The organism is Pseudoxanthomonas daejeonensis, from assembly GCF_022637495.1.
Classification (GTDB): domain Bacteria; phylum Pseudomonadota; class Gammaproteobacteria; order Xanthomonadales; family Xanthomonadaceae; genus Pseudoxanthomonas; species Pseudoxanthomonas daejeonensis.
The window spans coordinates 2,273,839-2,293,081 of sequence record NZ_CP093331.1 but is presented as its reverse complement, the minus strand read 5'-3'; the positions used below and the strand labels follow the sequence as shown (position 1 = coordinate 2,293,081).

The window sequence follows — 19,243 nt, the reverse complement described above, 5'->3', positions numbered from 1 at the left end:
CCGTACCGCCCCTTCGAAATCACCACAGCATCGCTCCCAGGTTGCGTTCTTCTTCCTTCGTGTCGCCTTCGCTGCCATCCCCCGACAGCTGCATGCGCAGGCTGGCGGGCAGGTTGCTCCAGGTCAGTTCCCAGCCTTCCGGGGCATCGCCGTCGGAGTACAGCTGCGAGGGCAGGTCGCCCAGGCGCTGGTCGGTGAAGCCCGCCGACAGGTGCTGTTCGCCATAGCGGGCTCCGCTGTTGCGCTGGAACTCGAGCAGCGTGTCCACGTGCGGCGAATGGAAGTTCGGGACCAGCACCTGGTGGGTAAAGCGGCGATGCACGACGTAGGAGTTGGTGCTCGTGACAAGGCCCGCCTGGGCCAGGCGGAACTGCCTGTCCAGTTCGTACAGCTGGACGTCCGCACCGGCCTGGTACAGAGGCGTGGTGTTGTCCATAAGCACGTTGGCGTTGGCGGTGTGCAGGCGCAGGTAGTCGACGTGGCTGGCGTCCTCGATCACCACCAGGTCGGCCGTGGTGCGCAGCGTCCCATCGACCGCGTACAGCCGCGGCACGAGGATCGCGCCGGCGTCGATCACCGCGTCGAAACGCTGCGCTGCCACCGCGCCGCTGCCCTCGACCCACAGGTTCAGGCTGCCCGTGCCGGTATGCCGTCCGTACAGTTCGATGTCGCGACCGTGCAGGTCGACCGCCTGGCCGATGTTGGCGTCGCCGACGTGGATCCGGTTGCCCGAATGCACGCTCAGGGTCGGCATGAACGCCTGGTCGATCCAGACCGTGGCTTCGCTGGCCACGCCGCTGCGCCAGCCGGCATTGACCACCGCGCCGGCACCGGCCGAAAGCAGCCTGCCGCGCGTGTCGAGCAGGCTGTCCAGGTAGGCCTGGGTGCCCGCCAGCAGCTGGTCGAACGCGATGTCCTCGTCCGCACGCCAGTCCTGGCGGCCGCCGCTGCGGCTGCTACCGACGTGGATGAAGCCACGCCCCAGCAGGTCGATGTCGCCACTGGCCAGCAGTGAACCGATGCTCAGGCTGCGGCCGTCGACATCGATGTTGCCGGCATCGGCCTGGAACCCGGCCACGTCGACATCACCGGCGGCGGTGACACGGATCTCGCCGCTGGTCGGCTGGCCATCATGCTGGCCGCTCGAGTGGATCAGGCCACCGCTGCTGACGCTGCCGCGGCGTGCGAGCAGGTCGATGTCGCCGCCGGCCTCGATGCCTTCGTCCAGGTGGATCGAGCCCCCCGCATTGACCAGCACGTTGCGCCCGGCCTTGATCGCGGCCAGGTCCACGTCGCCACCGACGTTGAAGGTCAGGTTACGCCCCGCCTCGGCAACGCCGCGTACGTTGAGGTCGCCGCCGATGCCGACGGTCAGGTCCTTGCCCGCCTTCAGCGAGTAGGTGCCGCCGAAGCGCACGTCGGGCATGTCCAGGTTGCCGCCGGCAACGATGCCGACGTCGCCCTGCGCCTCTACCAGCAGGCCCCAGATGTCCTGTTCGGCCTGCAGGAACACATCACCCTGCAGGCTCTGCACCCGGCCCAGACGCATGTTGCGGCCGATCAGGGTGACCAGGCCTTCGGCCTCGGCGTTGCCGCCGTACAGGTCGCCGTCGGTGCGCACGAGGATGTCGGCACCCGACTTCAGGTGCGCGGTCGACAGTCCGTCGACCGCATCCGGATCGGCCGGGGTGCCGAAGTGGATCTCGGCCAGCGAGCCGGTGGCCGCGGTCAGGGTCAGGTTGCCGCCGCTGTGGCCGTGCAGGATGCGCAGGGGGCCACCGGTGACGTGCATGTCCAGCGTGGCCGCGGCGTCGGCGGTGCCGACGTCGATGCTGCCGGCGACCAGGTCGATCAGGCCCTGCGGCGTGGCGAGTGCGCCAGCGGCGAACTGCCGCTGTGCCTGCAGCAACAGGTCGCCACGCAGGCTTTCCAGCCGTTGCAGGTTGGCGCTGCCGACGTCGAAGAGCACGTCGGCACCGGCCGTCGCCGTGCCTCCGGTCCAGTCGCCTGCACCGGTCACTTCCAGCGTGTTGCCGATATCCAGCTCGCCGTAGACGAGCGTGCCATTCGCGCCGGTGTGGCGCAGGACCGCATCGTTGCTCACCCGGGCCTGGCCCAGCGACAGGTTGTTGGCGACCTGCAACAGCAGGTCCCCATCGATGCCAAGCCGGCCGATCCGCGATGCGTTGCCTGCGGTGATCCGGGTCGAGCTCGCATCCAGCGAACCCAGCGAGAGATCGCCCGCCAGCGTGACATCGACATCGCCGGCCACCGTGGCCTGCTCGATCACCGCGTCGCCACCGTCCAGCTGCCAGTTGCCACCCACGGCCAGCGTATCCATGCCGAGGCGGCCGGCCTGCTGCGTGGCATTGCCCTGGATCGTCGCCGCGACGATGTCGGCCTCGTTGGCCTCCAGCGTCCAGTCGCCGCCCACCCTCAGCTGCTGCTGGGTCAGCGCGCCGACCACCTGGTCCGCATCGCCAACCACGTCGGCCGTGCCGATGTCGGCCGTGGCCGCATCCAGCGTCCAGTTGCCGCCCACCGTCAGGTCGCCCAGCGTCAGTGCATCCACGTCCTGGTTGACCGAACCACCGACCTGCGCGCTCGCGACCACCGCGTCGCCACCGTCCAGCTGCCAGTTGCCACCCACGGCCAGCGTGTCCATGCCCAGGCGACCGGCCTGCTGCGTGGCATGGCCCTGGATCGTCGCAGCGACGACGTCGGCCTCGTCGGCCACCAGCGTCCAGTCGCCGCCCACCATCAGCTGCTGCTGGGTCAGCGTACCGACCACCTGGTCCGCATCGCCAACCACGTCGGCCGTGCCGATGTCGGCCGTGGTCGCATCCAGCGTCCAGTTGCCGCCGACCGTCAGGTCGCCCGCTTCCAGGCTGCCGGTCACGACGATGTCCGTGTCGCCGGTGCGGCTCTCGGCCGTGCCCAGGACCAGATCCTGGCCCTGCAGGTCGAGCGCACCCTGCGCGAACAGGTCCGCGATCGACACCACGCCGGTGCCGCTGAGGTAGATGTCGCCGCCCCCGCTGCGGACCTGGTCCAGCGAGACGTTGCCCAGCGTCGTCAGCCACTGGCTGCCGGCACTGGCGATGCTGCCAGCGCCGATCCCACCCAGCAGGTTCGCGTACACGCTGCCGGGGATGCTCGCCACGTCCAGGCGCTGCGCACCGAGGGTCACGTAACGCGTGACCTGGCCGATGTCGCCACCGGCAGCGCGCAGGCGCAGCCGGTCGTCGGCCAGCCACTGCGCGCCATCGTGCGAGGCGGACAGGCGGTAGGCCTCGATGTCGATCGACGCACCTGCGTCGCCGGCTTCGATGTCGCCCAGCTCGGCGTCGCCGTCGACGCGGGCATAGATGCCGCTGCCAGCGAACAGCGAGGTTCCGGCCTGCATCCGCCACAGGTTGCCCAGGTCCAGCGACAGGCCGCCGACGTTCCAGTCGCCGTACTGCCACAGGTCGGTGGTCTGGCCGATGTCGAGCAGGCCGCCCACCTCGACGTTGCCGAAGCGCAGTACGCCCGGCAGGCCCAGCGCGCCCTGCAGGCCGCCGATCCACGCGTTGCCACCGATGTCCAGGTTGATCCGGTCGGCCAGGCCGCCGGTACCGAGCTGGATCCGCGACAGGGCGTCGCCGGCATTGCCGGTGACCCACAGGTCGATGCTGCCACCCAGCAGGTTCTCGCCCAGCTGGGTCGTCGCCGACAGGTTGCCCAGCACGCGCAGGCGCAGGGCATCGGTGCCGGTGATGCGCTGGATGCTGAGGTCGCCATGGTTGACCAGGTCCACGACCTTGGCACGTGCCGTCAGCTCGCCATCGATGGCGGTGTGCAGGCTGCCGTCGCCGCCGACCGGATCGCCTCCGATGGTGCCACCGGCGGCCTCCAGCACCACGTCATGGCCGCGCACGACGACATTGGTGCCATTGGCACTGCTGATGCTGCCGTCGGTCTTGATGTGGACGGTGTGGCCGTTGACGTCGTAGATGTTGAAGTCGCGATCGCCGCCCAGGTACACGTCGCCGAGCGCCGTGGCGCGGATATCGCCAGTGGCCCGGATGTTCACGTCGTCGCGCTGGACGATGCGGATCAGGGTCGGGTTGGTGTCGTCGTCGAAGTAGATGTCGTCGTACTCGGCCGAAGCCAGCGCGGCACGCTGCGCCGGGGTCAGCGAGACCGGACCCTGGCTCAGGTCGATCACCACGTCCTCGTCGAGCAGGCGGCCGATCTTGTTGGCCTCCAGCGTGACGTTGCGGCCTTCGACATTCATTCCCTCGATCCGGCCGGAGCCGCCACTGCCGCGGTTGAGCAGGCTGGCGGACACCGAATAGCGCAGTTCGTCCTCGGTCCAGTGCGAAGTGGACTCCAGCGCGGTCAGCTCGGTGGCCGAAAGTTCGTACTCGTAGGCGGACGCATAGGTCGCACCGCCGAACTCGGCGTTCCACTTCGCGTACTCGGTCTGCTGCTGTGCCTGCGCCTCGGCGATGCGCGCATCGCTCCAGCCCAGTGCGCGCATCTGCGCGACCTGGTCGGCACTGAAGTCGGCCTGGGACGGATTGTAGGAATCCGCGACCCAGCTGCCGTTGTCCAGGCGGACGTTGCGCATCTGCCAGTAGCGGGCGTAACGCTGGTTGCCGGCGCGGACCAGCGACTCCTTCTGCAGGAGCAGCGCTTCGTCGGCCTTGGCGCCGGTCAGGCCCATGCCCTCCCACAACTCGCGCAGCTGGTCGAGCGAACGCTCCTCGTAGGTCACGTTGGCGTTGCCATCCAGCAGGTCGCCGTTGCGCACCTTCACATGCACGTCGCCGCCAGCGCGGATCGTGTCGATCCACAGGTCGCCGTTGGTCTCCTCGACGAACACGCCGCCGACCGCCTCGGCGCTGAACAGCGCGCGCTCGTTGCTGCCGGTGTTGATGTTCAGCAGTTCGCTGGCGCTGCCGATGCTGCCGTGGGTCGAAACCAGGCCGATCGATGCGCCAGTGACGGCCGCACCGTTGCTGCTGGTGATGTCGCCCTGGGCGAGCACGTTGACGTCACCGCGCGCGGCCTCCAGCCGGGTGAAGTCGAGCCCGCCGTTGACCGCCTGCAGGTTGATGTCGCCCTGGCTGCTGTAGGCCGACAGGGTGTCGCCGACCTGCACGCGCAGCCCCTGCTCGACGCTGCCGATGCCGTCGCGCGCTTCCAGCTCCAGGCGGTTGGCGGCCGACACGACCGAATCGTTGCCCTGGGTCAGAGCGCCGTCGGTGACCTTGACCGAGGTCCTGCCGCTCTCATTGAACAGCGAGCCCAGCAGGGTCACGTTGCCCTTGGACGTCAGGTCGATCAGGCCGGTCTCGTAGCCGATGAAGTCGATCGCGATCGGCGAGTCGGCCAGCACGGTGAAGCGGTCGATCTCGCGCAGGCCGGTCTGGAACACCGTGGTGCGGGTGGTGCGATAGACGTGGCACCAGATGAAATGCTTGCGGCAGTAGCCGCCGTTGGTGCGGCTGATGACCTCTTCGCCATCGGTGACGTACACCTGGTCGAGCTGGCTGATGACCTTGCCCTCTTCGGTCAGCCAAGTCAGGTACGGCTGGATTTCCGCCGCGCCGGGATCGCCCTTGATGGCCCGCTGATAGGCATTCGCCAGTGCATCGGCTTCGGCATTCCTGCCGGCCAGGCGCAGGGCCAGCACCTGCAGGTCGATCGTGAACTTGTCGACCTTGTAGGCATGGTTGGCGTTACCCATGTACTCGGCGCCGTCGATCGGCTTGCTGTCACCCTTGACGGTGACGTTGCTGAGCTCGGTGCCGTCGCCGGTGGGGATGAAGCCCCAGAACTCGTCCCAATACTCGACCTTGGTCCGCGTATCGGTACGGTCGCGCCCCTGCAGCCAGACGTAGGTCCGGCCGTCGGTGACGTCGTACTGGGCAGTGCGTCCCGCCGAGCTGCCGACCTTGAACGGGTCTGCGACCCGGATCTCGCTGCTCCAGCCCTCGTAGCGCTGCACCTGGCCGTTGTCGTAGGTGTAGATCGTCGACCAGGCGCGGTCGTCGCCGGCCTTGCGGGCCAGGTCGTTGATCCGCAGCTGGCCCTGCACGCCGTTGCCCAGGTCGATGCCGGAGATGGTCAGGTCGCGGATGGTGTTGTTGACCACCTTGACCTGGCTGTAGCCGTCGAGCACGCGCAGCTGGCCGTTGCCGGTGCTGAGGATGTGGCCGGTCAGCTCCATGTAGCCACCACCGATGTCGACCTGGTCCAGGACGATGCTCTCGGACTTGAAGTCGTAGCTGTAGCCGATCCGGCCCAGGCGCGCATCGGTCGTGGCCAGTTGCACCACTGCCGCACCGCCCGCCTTCCATGCCGCGCGCAGGTTGGCCAGGTTGTTGAAGGCGCTTTCGTCGATGACGACCGACCAGTCGGCCACGCCGCTCTGGACCAGGCCGTTGATGTTCAGGTACAGCGCGGTGATCACCACGTTGTTGCCGGCCACGGTCGCCGAGTTCGCCGGGTTGAGCGTGCCGCCGGTGTTGTTGTAGGCCGGGTCGCCGCCGATGTGGGTGAACCCGTCCATGTTGTTGAGGACGAAGTCCTTGCCCGCGCTGATGTTCAGGCTCTGGCCGCGGATGTCCGCGTTGGCGTAGATGCTGCCGTACGAGGCGGTCAGGTCGATGCTGCCGCGACGGTTGCTGATCCTGCCGTTGACGTAGATGTCCGGCGCCGGCGCCTTCAGGCCGGATCCGTCGACCTGGCCGGTGGCCGGGTTGTAGCTGTTGATGATCGAGATCACCGGCGGCGGCGAATTGTCCGAGGTCTCGATCGAACCGAAGTTCGCGAGCAGGCCAGGACGGTTGGCCGCATTGATCTCGGCGTTGTTCCGCATCTTGGCGCCGTTGAACAGCACCTGCCCGCCCTCGCGGTCGGGGATCTCCAGGCCCTTGATGTCCAGGAACAGCGAGCTGGCATTGGCGATCTCGATCTTGGCATCGCCCGGCGCGCTCAGGCTGCCTTGGCCGACCAGCGCATCGCCCTTGACGTGGATGTTGCCCGGGCGCGCCAGGATCGGGTCGACCTGCAGCAGCCAGACCTTGAGCTGGGACGGCAGGCTGACGCCACTGCCCGGGGTGCCGCCCATGTCGGCGTAGAGCTTGTCCAGGGTGCGGGTCAACAGGTTGAGCTCGGCCTGGAAGCCGGACTTCTCGATCGGCGACAGGCCATAGTCGGACAGGCGGCGCTGGAGTTCCTCGATGCGGTCGCTGATCAGCTGCGAGTAGTTGCCTTCGCGGACCGACCAGGTGACGTCCTCGCTGGCATCGATGATCGGCCGCACCGTCAGGGTGCCGGTCGTATTGGCGTCGATGCTGCCCAGGTCGGTGACTTCCACTCCGTCGATGAAGTACTTCAGCCCGCTGACCCGCAGGTGGCGCTGGCTGTAGACGCCCGCATCCAGGCTGCCGTTGGCGGTGACGACCGCCAGGCCGCCGTTGATCGTGTCGCCGCCGGTGATGTCCAGCGACAGGCCCAGCGCCTTGCCGATGCCTTCGCGGTACAGGTCCTTACCCACGCCTTCGCCGGTGAGCACCGAGTAGCCGGTGCCGGCATAGGCGTAGACGTCGCCGACCGCACGGCCGGCACTGGTCGAAGCCAGGTTCACGCTGGAGTCGCGCTGGTACCAGGCCACGGCTTCGGGATCGTTCACCACCGGGAAGGCGGTGTTGTTCCACAGGTCGGTGCGCGCGACCAGGGTCGCCTTGTTCATCGCCCCGGCTGCATCGAAACCGGCCAGGAACTTCAGGTCGCCGTAGGCGAACAGGTCGACGTCGCCGACGTCGACGATGTAGTTCGCGTCGACCTTGGCCAGGCTGTCGCCCATCGCCGCGCCGGCCAGGCCCCAGGTCTTGGCATTGGTCGAGGTTTCGATGTCGTAACGGCCGCTGGCCGACAGCACCAGGTCGCCGATGCTGTACAGGTCGCTGCCGTTGCCGACCGACACCTTGGCGTCGGCCTGCTTCACGTCGACCCTGGACTCGGCGTCGGCGATGGCGATCGCGCCACCGCTGTCGAGCTTGACCCGATCGCGCGCGTAGACGTCGTTGTAAGCCTGCACGACGAGCTTCTGCGGGTTGCGCCAGTCGCCCGACAGCGCCAGGTCCACGTTGTCGCCGATGGTGCTCTGCGCATCCAGGTACAGCTCCGAGACGCTGCTGGCCGCGGCCGCGTCGAAGATGCCGCCGGAACCGGACTGGACGTTGTAGCTGGCGCTGGCGTTCTTGATCGCCTTGTTCCGCGCATCCTGGTTGTAGCTCTTGGCGATCACGTCCGACCCGCCCAGCAGGCGGGCATGGGTATCCAGGTCGATCGTGTTCTTCGCCCACGAGCCGCTCATGCCCAGCACCGCGGCGCTGGTGCTGTCGACGAAGGCGTTGAAGGTGGACTGGTGCAACGCCGTCAGGGTCAGGTCGCCCAGGCGGGCGGCATCGCTGCCCTGGCCACGTGCGTAGAGCTCGGCGCGGGTGGTGCTGTCGTCGCGGGTGCTGGCGCTGGAGGCCGCGCCGCTGACCAGGCCGCCCTGGCCGGCGGAAGCTTCGGCCAGGTTGTCCACCGCCGCGCTCGCGCTCACGTTCATGCCGGCATAGCTGCCGGTGAACAGGCCATTGACCAGCACCTCGGTGGTCGCGTTGGCGGTGGCATCCGATACATGCGCGCCGAGCGTGACCAGGCCGCCGGCGCGGCCGGTGGTCCAGGCGCGCTGGCGGGTGTCGGTGGAGGCCACCAGGTCCCACTTGCCGCCCTTGCCCTCGAACACCACGTCGCTGGCGCTGGTCAGGCTGCTGCTGCTTTCGTTCTTCGCGGTGGCGACGACGGCATTCACCGCCACGCCCGCGCCGCCGCTGACGCCGTAGGCCTGCACCCCGGCGCTGTTGCGCCCGGCATTGAGGCCGATGCGGCTGGCCAGGGTGGCATCGCGCGCGGCCAGGTGCGCACCGCTGCGCAGGTCCAGCGTGGCATTGGCGGTGTTGTCGGCGACGGCGACGGTGCCGCCGGCGGACAGCAGGCCACCGATGGCCACGCCTGCGCTGAAGATGTCCACGTGCGGCCGCGCTTCGGCGGACAGCAGCAGCGTGCCGCCGGCCAGGACCTCGGCGTTCTCGCCTACCGTGAGTCGGGAATCGCTGTCGTCGCTGGCCACCATGATCGTCGCGTTGACGCCGGCGAGGATGCCGCCCGAGCCACCACGACCGACCAGGCTGACCGCCGATTCGGAGATGCTCGCCAGGTCGATGCGGGCGCCTTCGAGCGATACGCCCGGGGCCACGTCCAGCGACACCTCGCTGTCGTGCTTGGCCACGCCGATCACCAGGCCGGCGCCGGCGGCGCCGCCCACGTTGGCACCCAGGGCCTCGACCCGGATGTCCTGCGCATCGCGCGCACGCCCGGTCAGCGTGCCCGAGGCATCGATGTTGCCGCCCAGGGTGGTCGAGACGCGGTTGTCCACGACCGCCACGGCCACCGCGGCACCTGCGCCGACGAAACCACCGGCCGCGCCGCTCTCGGCCTTGACCGTCACCGCCGGGGCAGCGCCCAGGTCGAGCGACTGCGCCGAAACGCTGACGTCGTTCGCGTCCAGGCTCCCGCCCAGGACTTCGGCCTTGACCTGCGCGTTGGAGAACGTCAGGCCCATGCCGATGCCGACGCCGGCCAGGCCGCCCACGGCCACGTTGCCGGCCAGGTTGCTCGACTCCAGGCGATCGGTCGCATTGACGCCGGCATCGCCGGAGGTCACCACCGTGCTGCCGTTGATGCGGGCGACGGTCTCGTGCTTGTAGCTGGCCGGCGCGGACGCCTGCAGGCGGTCGCTGCCGGTCGCCTTGCTGCTGCTGTTGAGCTTGGTCTTCGCCGTTGCGTCGGTGCGCTCGACGCGCTCGTACTCCTTCGTCGCCGTGTTGTAGACGTAGTCTTCGTAGGTGATGTCGCCAACCCGATCGTCGTCACCGATGCCATCGAGCTTGGACAGCGTGCCGTTGCCACCCTTGTTCAGCTCGCCCATCGGGTCGAACGACTCTCCCTCCTCGCTGACCTGGGTCGATGCGCCCGAACCCAGCACCAGCAGGCCGATGCTGCCGCCCAGGGCGACGCCCGTGCCGCCGGAACCGGTGACGGTGTTCATGGTGACGTCGGTGGTGCGGTTCGCGTCAACCCCGACATCGCCGCTGGCGTACACGCTGCTGTTGTCCAGCACCGCGCGGGTGGCGCTGTTGGCCACCAGCACGTTCGCGCTGGCGCCGACGGACAGTGCGCCGGCGGCGGCCGAACCGACCGTGGTGTTGGCCTTGAGGCGATCACTGGCGTCGATGTCCAGGTGATCGATGCGGTTGCCCGACGAACCGAAGTCGGCCTGGCTCGCGCCGGCCTCGGTCTCGGTCTCGATGATCGCGATCGTGGCGGTGCCGGCGATCGCCGCGCCGCCGCCAGCGACACCCACGCCGAGCATCTGCAGGCGCGTGGTGTTATCGGCCGAAATATCCACGCCACCCGCATCGATGCGGGTGTTGATCGCCGAACCGTCGGTGCCGATCGGCTCGCCGACCCAGGCACGGGTCGTGCTCTGGTTGTAGACCATGCCAAAGCCCGCGCCCAGCGCACCGACGCCGGCGGCAAGCGTCGCCACGTTCGGAGCGATGACCTGCAATGCGGACGCGTCGACATCCAGCGAACCCACGTCGAGCTGGCTGCCACCGCCGACGAGCGCTTCGGTGGTGCCCTTGAGGATGCTGATCTGCGCCGCCGCCGCGGCACCGACCACGCCGCCACCGGCGGCGGCGACCACGCTGCTGGCGTACTGGGTGGATTCGGCCTGTACGGTGGTGTCGCCGACGCTGTCCAGCGTCGCTCCGCTCACGCTGGCGCGGGTCGTGCGCTGGTTGACCAGCACGTCGACGCCGGCGCCCACGCCGGCCCAGCCGGCCGACACGCCCAGGCTGGCCTCGTAGCTGGCGCTGAAGCCATGGCTGGCCGCACCGACATGCACGTCCTGCGCGCTGCCGGCACCGGCGGCCTGGTTGATCTTCGCCGAGTCGATATACGCCTCGGTCGCACCGCCGAGAACGCTGGTATTGAACAGGCCCGCCACCGAGGCGCCGCCCAGCGGCACCACCGAGATCGCTGCGGCCAGCGACAGCTGGCCGACCTGCTGCAGGCTGCTGGCCTGCACGGCCAGGCCGGTGAACGTGCGCTGGCCGATGCCCAGGTTGGGCGCCGGATTGAACAGGTCGCCCCCGACCCATTCCTCGTCGTCGCCATGGTCGCCCTCGACCGTGGACTTGTCGAACCACTCGCGGTCGTCCAGCGGCGCGTTGAGCAGTTCGCCGCTGTCGATGGTCATCGTGTCGCTGCTGCTCAGCCCCAGCGCGCTGACTTCGGTCGTCGCGCCCGAGATATAAGCCTCGGTCCGGGTCTCGATCAGGTTGACCGTCACCGACGCGCCCACCGCCACCGAGCCGGCGCCGGCGATGCCCGCGCCGATGCCCAGGATCGCGTCGTGGTTGCTCGCGCTGATGCCGATGTTGTGCTGCGCGACCACCTTGGCCCCGTCGCTGACGTGGGCCTTGCTGCTGGTGGTGATCAGGTTGGTGGCGACCGCCGCGCCGACACCGGCGCCGCTGCCGCCGCCACCGCCGACCGCCACCGACAGGATGTCGCTGGAGGAATCGGCGTCGACGGCCAGGTTGGTGACCTTCCAGCCGGCGCCACGCGTGCCGGTCAGGGCCGCTTCGATCTTGCTTTCGATGCGGTTGATCGCAGTGCCTGCGCCCGCGCCTGCACCACCGGCCACGGCGACGCCGCCGGAGATGGCGTTGATCTCCGAGTCGTCGGTGGCGCGTACGGTGACATTGCCCGCGGTACCGCCGCTGTTCTGCACGACCGCGCCGGTACGCGCGGCGATGTTGTTGCTGGCGTTGGAGAAGGCCCCCGCGCCCGCGCCCGCGCCCGCGCCGGCCACGGCCAGCGTGTCGATCCGGCCACTGGTCGAGGCCAGCACGTCGATCGCGCCGCTGCCGATTTCCAGGGTGCTGTCGGTGATCTTCGCGTCGCGCTTCTGGCCGATGGTGCTGATCGCCACCGCGCCGCCAACCGCCGCACTGCCGCCGCCCTGCACGTTGCCTGCCAGGGTCTTGATGTCCGCGTCGCCACGGGTGGCGGTGACGCTGACCGAATCGGCCGAATGCACGGTGCTGCCGGTGAGCGCCGCCGATTCCTCGCCTTCGATCACGTTGATCGCGATCGAGGCACCGCCTGCGAAGCTGCCGCCACCGCCACCGCCGACCGCCGCCGAACGGATGTGGGCCGCACCGCCGCTCTCGATTTCCAGCGTGCCGTCCAGGGTCAGGCTGGCACCGCTGACTTCGGCCTGGCGCTTGGCCAGGATGATGTTGTTGGCGTTGGCCACGCCGATGGCGACGCTGCCGGCGCCGCTGACCGCACCGCCCAGGCTCCAGATGGTGCGGTCGCCCTCGGCCGCCGACACCTTCAACGAACCGGCATCGATGCTGCCGCCTTCCACGGCCGCGCGTTCGGTGCCCTCGAGGATGTTGCTGGTCGACGAGCCGTTCACCGCGACGTTGCCGGCGCCGCCGCCGGCCACCGCGATCGCATAGATGTCCTGGTCCGCGCCGGCCAGCAGCGAGACGTCGCCGAAACCGGAAATGGTGTTGGCCGCGTCGTTCTGGATGAGAGCGCTGCGGTCGGCACCGATCCGGTTGACCGAGACCGCGCCGCCCACCGCATTGCCGCCGCCGCCTTTGATCGACCCGGTGAGCGAGGCGATCATCAGGCCGTTGCCGGCGCTGGCGTCGAGCTTCAGTTCGCCGTCGGCCTTGGTGGTGCTGATGTCGCTGTCCTCGACCAGCACGGTATCGCTGCCGTCGATGTTGTTGACCACGATCGAGCCGCCCACGCCATTGCCGCTGCCGCCGGTCGCGTCGACCGCGAAGCCCCAGATCTCGCCGTCGAGCGAGGACGCCAGGGTCGCGTCGCCGGTCAGGTTGACCGTGCTGCCGCTGACCTTGGCCGAGCGTTCGGCGTCGATCAGGTTGATCGCGACCGCACCGCCGACCGCGCTGGCGCCGCCGCTGGCGGACAGGTTGAAGGCCAGCGACCAGATCTGCGCGCCCAGGCCGGGCTGGCTCGCGGTCACCGACAGGTTGCGCGCGTCCAGAGTGGTATCGGTCAGCGCTGCGGTGGTGGTGTCGGCGATGCGGTTGAAGGTGCCGGCGCCGCCGATCGCCAGGTCGCTCAGCGATACGCTGCCCGACAAAGCCGCAGTGATGATGTGGCTCTGCTGCGCCGCGCCGATGGTGGCATCGCCCGACAGGTCGTAGGTACCGCCCTTGACCTCGGCGCGGGTGCCCTGCTCCATGTCGTTGATGCTGAACGCACCACCGACCGACTTGGCGCCGGCGCTGCCGGTGATGTTGCCGGCCAGCGAGTAGGCGCCGCCGCCCTTGGTGGCGGTGACGTCAAGATTGTCCGCTTCCAGCGCCTTGCTGCGCCCGGTCATGTCGACCGTCGCGGTGACCGTGCCACGGGCGATGATCGCGGTGATCGACCCGGACGTGGCCGAGTCGCCGTTGCCGATCGCGCCCGACACCGCGGCGGCCAGCGCCTCGGTGCTGTTGAGCGCGTGCACGTCGAGGTCGCCGTCCAGGGTGACGTCGGTGTTGGCGACCGAAGCGGTGTAGTCGCTGCCGGTGTAGATGCCGCCGGCCGACACGCCCACGGCCTTGCCGTTGGACAGCGACAGGCTGCCGGCGATGCCCAGGATCGCCTCGCCGGCGGGGACGCCGTCGAACAGGCTGTGATTGGTGCTGGTGTCGTCGTCGCCGCCGAACAGGCTGTCGTCGGTGGACTGCTCCACCTCGATGCCGGCCACCGTGCTGCTGCCGTCCAGGTCCAGGCCACTGCTCGACAGGGCCGAGGTGGACGCGCTGTCGAACTGCGCATCCAGCGCGCTGAAGCCGCTGACGCTCTTGGCCAGGACCTCGACGTCGCCGCCCTCGAGCACCGAATGGTCGTTGTCGTCGCTCTTGTCGACCTTGGCGCTGACCTCGTTGTCGACGATCAGCACGAACATCGACCCGGATCCGGCGGTGCTGTCGCTGCCGACCGAGACCGCGCCGGCGATCGCACCGGCCAGCACGCGCGTGGCGCTGAACGCGCCGACGCCGAACTGGTCGAAGCCGTGCGCCTCGCTGCCCAGCCACTCGGCCTGGAGCTTGTTGCCCAGGTAGCCGATCACCAGCGAACCGCCGGCGCTGGTGCCGCTGCCCGAGGTGCCGGCGAAGGAACCGCCGCCCAGCAGGACGCGGGCGCGGTCGTAGGCCGAGACCTCGATCGTCTGGGTGCTGCCGGCGTCGTCGCGCTGGTTGACCTCGCTGTCGACCACCGCCGCACGCGTGGTGTTGGTGATGGCGCCGCCGGACGCGGAGATCGCCACCGCGGTGTTGTTGGTGCCACCGGTGGAGACCGCCAGGCCCAGGCCCATCGCGATCTGGTCGCCGGCACTGGCCGCCTGCACGACCAGCGAATCGCTGTTGTTGAAGGTGACGCCGTCGACCAGCGCCTCGGTCTCGTTGAACAGGTGGTTGTAGGCGATCGCGCCGGCCACGGCCGAGCTGCGGTCGGACTTCGGACCGGAGGCCAGGGTCAGCGCGCCGGCGCCGGCACCGCTGAACTGGTTGGTCTGGTTGAGCGCGAGCACGGTGACATCGCTGCCCGTGCCCGCGGTGCGCGGATCGAGGGTGATGCCGCTGACGATGGCGCGGGTGTTCTGGCCGGCGACGTTGATCGAGGCCGAGCCTGCACCGGCGATCTGGTTTTCGGGCTTTTGCGCATCCTTGCCGCCTTCCAGCTGGCCGGCCACCTTGTCGGGCGTGGAGGTCAGCGCATCCTTGATCTTGGTGCCGTAGTCGACCGCCGTCGCGAGGCCGTCGTACAGGCCCGCCTGGCCGAGCGCGTACTTGCCCAGCACCTTCAGACCCTCCTCGCTGAGGATGCTCATCGGGCCCTTGTCACCGCCGCCGTCCTCTTCGGTGGCTTCGTCCTGCTTCTGCTGTTCCTGCTCGCTGCGCGCCAGCGCGCCGGCGATGCCGAACGCGCCGCTCTGGCCGGTGCTCTTCGCATCGACCAGCATCTCGTCGACGCTCCAGTTGGCGTTGCCGCCGTTGGCGCCATCGCCCAGCGACTCTGGGCGCCAGAGATTGATGCCATCGTCATCGCGGCCGTTGTTGTCGCCGACCAGCGCTTCCACGTCGCTGGTCAGCACGTTGACTGCCGCGCCAATACCGATACTGGTCTCCTGCGAGACCGCCAGCGCGCCGGCTGCGCTCCACAGGCCGATATCGTGCTGGGCCGACACGCCGACCTGGCCGGCAGTGACCGCGGTGCTCTGGTGGATCGATGCATTGACGTTCGCATCGACCACGCCGACCACCACCGCGCCGTTGCCGGCCGCGCTGGTGCCCTTGCCTGCCGAGGGGCTGATGCCGATGAACAGTTCGTCCTGGTGCGCGGAGACGTCGACCTTCTCCGACTCCACCGTGCCGTTGGCGCCGATGCCGGCCACGCTGCGGTTGGTCGCGACCTGCACGTTGATGCCGCCACCGACCGCCTTGCCGTCGTCGCCATCGGCGCCGACGTTGAACAGCGTCCACCACAGGTTGCCGGCGATCGACAGCTGCTCGACCAGGGTGTCGGCCTGCACCGCCAGCGACGCATCCCAGTCCCACTGCAGGTTGCGCAGCTCCTCGCGAGCCTCTTCCGGATCGCCCTGGTCGTCGTAGAACGGCGCCAGGCCAAGCAGCGGCTTGCTGCTCCAGGCGCTGCCGTCGCTGGCGGTGCTGGTCAGGCTGACGTTGTCGCCGACCCAGGCGGTGGCATCCAGCGCGTGGTAGCTGACCGCGAACGAGCCGGCCATGCCCAGGTCCTGGGCCTCGCTGGTCGAATTGGCGTAAGAGGTGGAGATGCTGCCCGGGATCTCCGGCAGGCCGCCGGCGATCGTCTTCAGGTTGCCGAAGATGTCCGACACCGAGCTCCAGCGGGTGATGTCGCCCAGGTCGAGCAGCTGCTCGTTGCGCGCGCCGACGCCAATGCGCGCGGCGCTCAGGCTGCTGCCGTCGCCGACGATCGCGCGGGTCTGCTGGTTGATCTGGTCGTAGGCCGCGGCGACGCTGATCGAAGTCTTGGAGCCGTCGTCCTTCTCGGCATCGGCATTAACCGTGCTGTCGGCACTGTTGTGCATCGAGGACTGGCGCTGCATCGCCTGCAGGCTCAGGTTGCCGGCGATGTCGATGTCCGGGGCGGTGTTGCCGCTGCCGATGATCGCTTCGGCCTGGTGGTCGGAGATGCCGATCGCCAGCGCCGAGGCCAGGCGGAACTTGCTCTCGGTCGGGGGCTTTTCCTTCTCCGCGCTGGGCTTCATGCCGAACAGCGACTTGACCTTGTTGGTCAGCGCGTCGGTGACGCCCTTGACCTGCGAGCTGCCCATCACCTGCTTCTTGAGGTGGTTGAGCGCGTTCTTGCCCACCTGCACGGCGGCGCTGTTGCTCTGGCTGTGGACCAGGTTGGTCGCCGACACGGCCAGGTCGGTCGCACCGGAGAGGTTCGCGTCGAACACCGCGCGGGTCTTGCTGTTGAACAGGGTCAGCGCGATCGCCGGGCCGCCGGTGGCGCCATCGCCGATCGCCTTGAAGTCGGCGCTGTTGGACAGGTTCTGCTCGGTCAGCGCGGCCACGGCCACGTTCCCGTCCACGTCCAGCTCGGCGCCCTTGGCGACCAGCGCTTCGGTGGTGATGTCGCTGTGGGCCATGCTGAAGGCGATGCCCATCGTGGTGAGCGTGTTGCCGGCGGCATCATGGTTGTTGACCGAGGTGGCCATGACGTCGAGCGTGTCGTTGCTCAGCGCGCGGATGCCCAGGTTGCCGCCGGCATTCAGTTCGGCGCCGCTCTGCACGTCGACCTTGGTCGTACCGTCGATCCGCCCGTAGGCCAGGCCGAAGTTGAACGGCATTTTCTTGTTGACGATCGGCAGCGAGAACGTCGAGGCCTGCACCAGGCGGGTGCTGTCGGCCTGCAGGTCCAGGTTGCGCGAAGCATCGAGCACGGCGGTCGAGCTGACCGTGACATCGGCGTTGGCGCGCGCGATCAGCACCGACACGTACGGCAGCAGGACGGTCAATTCGCTGAAGGTGTTCGGATCCAGGCCGAGCAGGTCCAGGTCGGTGACGCGCTGGTAGTCGACCGACTCCTGCAGGGTTTCGAACAGCTGGGTCCAGGCCGCTTCCTCGCCGATCGAACCCACCAGGTTGCTGACGTCCGACGCCAGGTCGCCGGTGTTGAGCAGGCTGTTGAGGATGCCCGCCGACACATGCGCATCGCTGGCCGCGCGCAGGGTGATGTCGCGGCCGGTGATGCTGCCGTCGACCTTGATCGAACTGGTCGCCTCGGCGAAGCCGGCCATCTGCCGGTCGAAGGCGAACGCCTGCACGCTGACGTCGCCCGCCTCGCCGGTACCGGCACCGGTGTGGCCGGCATCCAGCGCCGCACCGGCGGCGATGACCACTTCCGCCTTGCCCAGCTTGGCCTGCAACAACGGGCTGGCCTGGGTCTTGAGGCTGTCGGCCAGGTCCTCGATGGTCTGGGTGTCGCCGGCATCGCCATTGCAGAAGCTGCAGCTGACGTCGCTGTAGGCGTTGAAGGTGATGTCGCCGGCGCTGCCGTTGCCGCTGGCGCTGGTCACCACGGCGGAGGTTTCCAGCAGCTTGATCGTCGGCGCTTCCAGGGTCACGTCGCCGCCGTCCAGGCCGGCGGTCGCGGCGCGCGTGTCGATGCGGCCGCTGCCCTTCAGCTCGATGCCCTTCGCGGCGGCCACTTGCACCACCGCTCCGGAGTTGTCCTCCATCAGCGCGCGCAACCCGCCACTGATCTCCACCGTGTTGTCGGCGACGATCTTGATCGTACCGTCCTTGCGCACCGCGGCACTGACGTCGAGGCTGCCGTCGGTGTTGACCGCCGCGTCGAACACCTTGGCGCCCGCGTTCACCGCACCGGTGGCGGCGACCACGGCCGAAGCGGCGAACAGGTCGACGCGGCCGGCGCTGTTGATGACGCCGTTGACGGTCGCGCCGGCGCTGCCGCCGTCGTACTTGCCGGCCAGCAGGTCCAGCACCAGCTGGTTGTTGTCGACCGTGTCGGTGCCGTTGGCGACCCTCAGCAGTTCCTGCATCTTGTTGCCGCTGGGCGTGGTCACCAGCAGGCTGCCGACGTTGATCACGCCGCCGCCGCCGACCACGAAGCCGTGCGAGCTGGCGAAGAAGATGTTGCCGCCGATCTTGCCGCTGGATTCGAGCAGGCCGTTGAGCGTGCCATTGATCGTCGGCGCGCTGTTGTGTACCAGGTTGACCAGGTTGTTGGCGCCGCCGGGCACGTACAGGTTGACCGTGTTGCCGGTGTCGACCTCGAAGTGGCCGAACGAGTTGAAGCCGGTGTTGCCGCGGACCGTGGTGGTCTTGATGTCGGTGACGTTGGGATTGCCGCCGCGCGGGGTGATCGTGGTGGCGGTGTCGGTGACGCCCGGACTGCGCTCGGTCAGCGTGATGTTGTTGGCGGCCAGGGCCGCGGCGGGCAGCGCCCCCCAGGTCGCCAGCAGGGCCATCGTCAGGCGGTTCGGCTTCAGCGCGTGCGCGGGGGTGTTCGCGCGGTTGCCTTGGCGGGACGTCCGGGAGTGGCCGGTGCTGTTCATGGCATCAATTCCTGTGAGCCGGGCTTAGGCGCCCGACGGTGACGGCACGGCCGATCCGGGCCGTTCGGCAAAACAGAGGGGGGTGGATCAGCAGTTGTAGGAGCGATGGGCCGCCAGCGGCCATCGCACCGCCATGCCCTCCGCCTCCCCGGCGGAGGGCACGACGACGGCCAGCCAGGCATGCGCCGGGCCGGCCGTACGGGATGTCGTCAGTGGTGGTGCCGCGCATTCCCCTGCGCGGCAGCCCGACGCGAGGCGCCGGCCGGTGCGATGCTGCTGTCCCATGGTTCCCCCTGGAGCGGAACGGACCGAAATGGACCGTCCGCTATTCCACAAACCGCGAAACGCATCGCAAAACTATCATGACGCCGGTTCGGCCCTGCGCCTGCCCCCGGCCAACCGCACCGACAAGGAATCAAGCAAATTCAATGCGTTGGGGTGATTTCACGGGTGACCATC

General features: G+C 68.9%; 1 protein-coding gene. It reads right to left on the bottom strand.

What is annotated here, in order from left to right; translation table 11 throughout:
- Window positions 1-19 precede the first annotated feature (19 nt).
- Window positions 20-18,784, bottom strand: a complete 18,765-nt coding sequence (locus MNQ95_RS10255; protein WP_241952806.1) for a leukotoxin LktA family filamentous adhesin — start codon at window positions 18,782-18,784, stop codon at window positions 20-22.
- Window positions 18,785-19,243: the final 459 nt, after the last annotated feature.

Excerpts from the sequence above, each read along its gene's own strand:
- MNQ95_RS10255 (WP_241952806.1), bottom strand. The coding sequence starts at position 18,784 with ATGAACAGCACCGGCCACTCCCGGACGTCCCGCCAAGGCAACCGCGCG.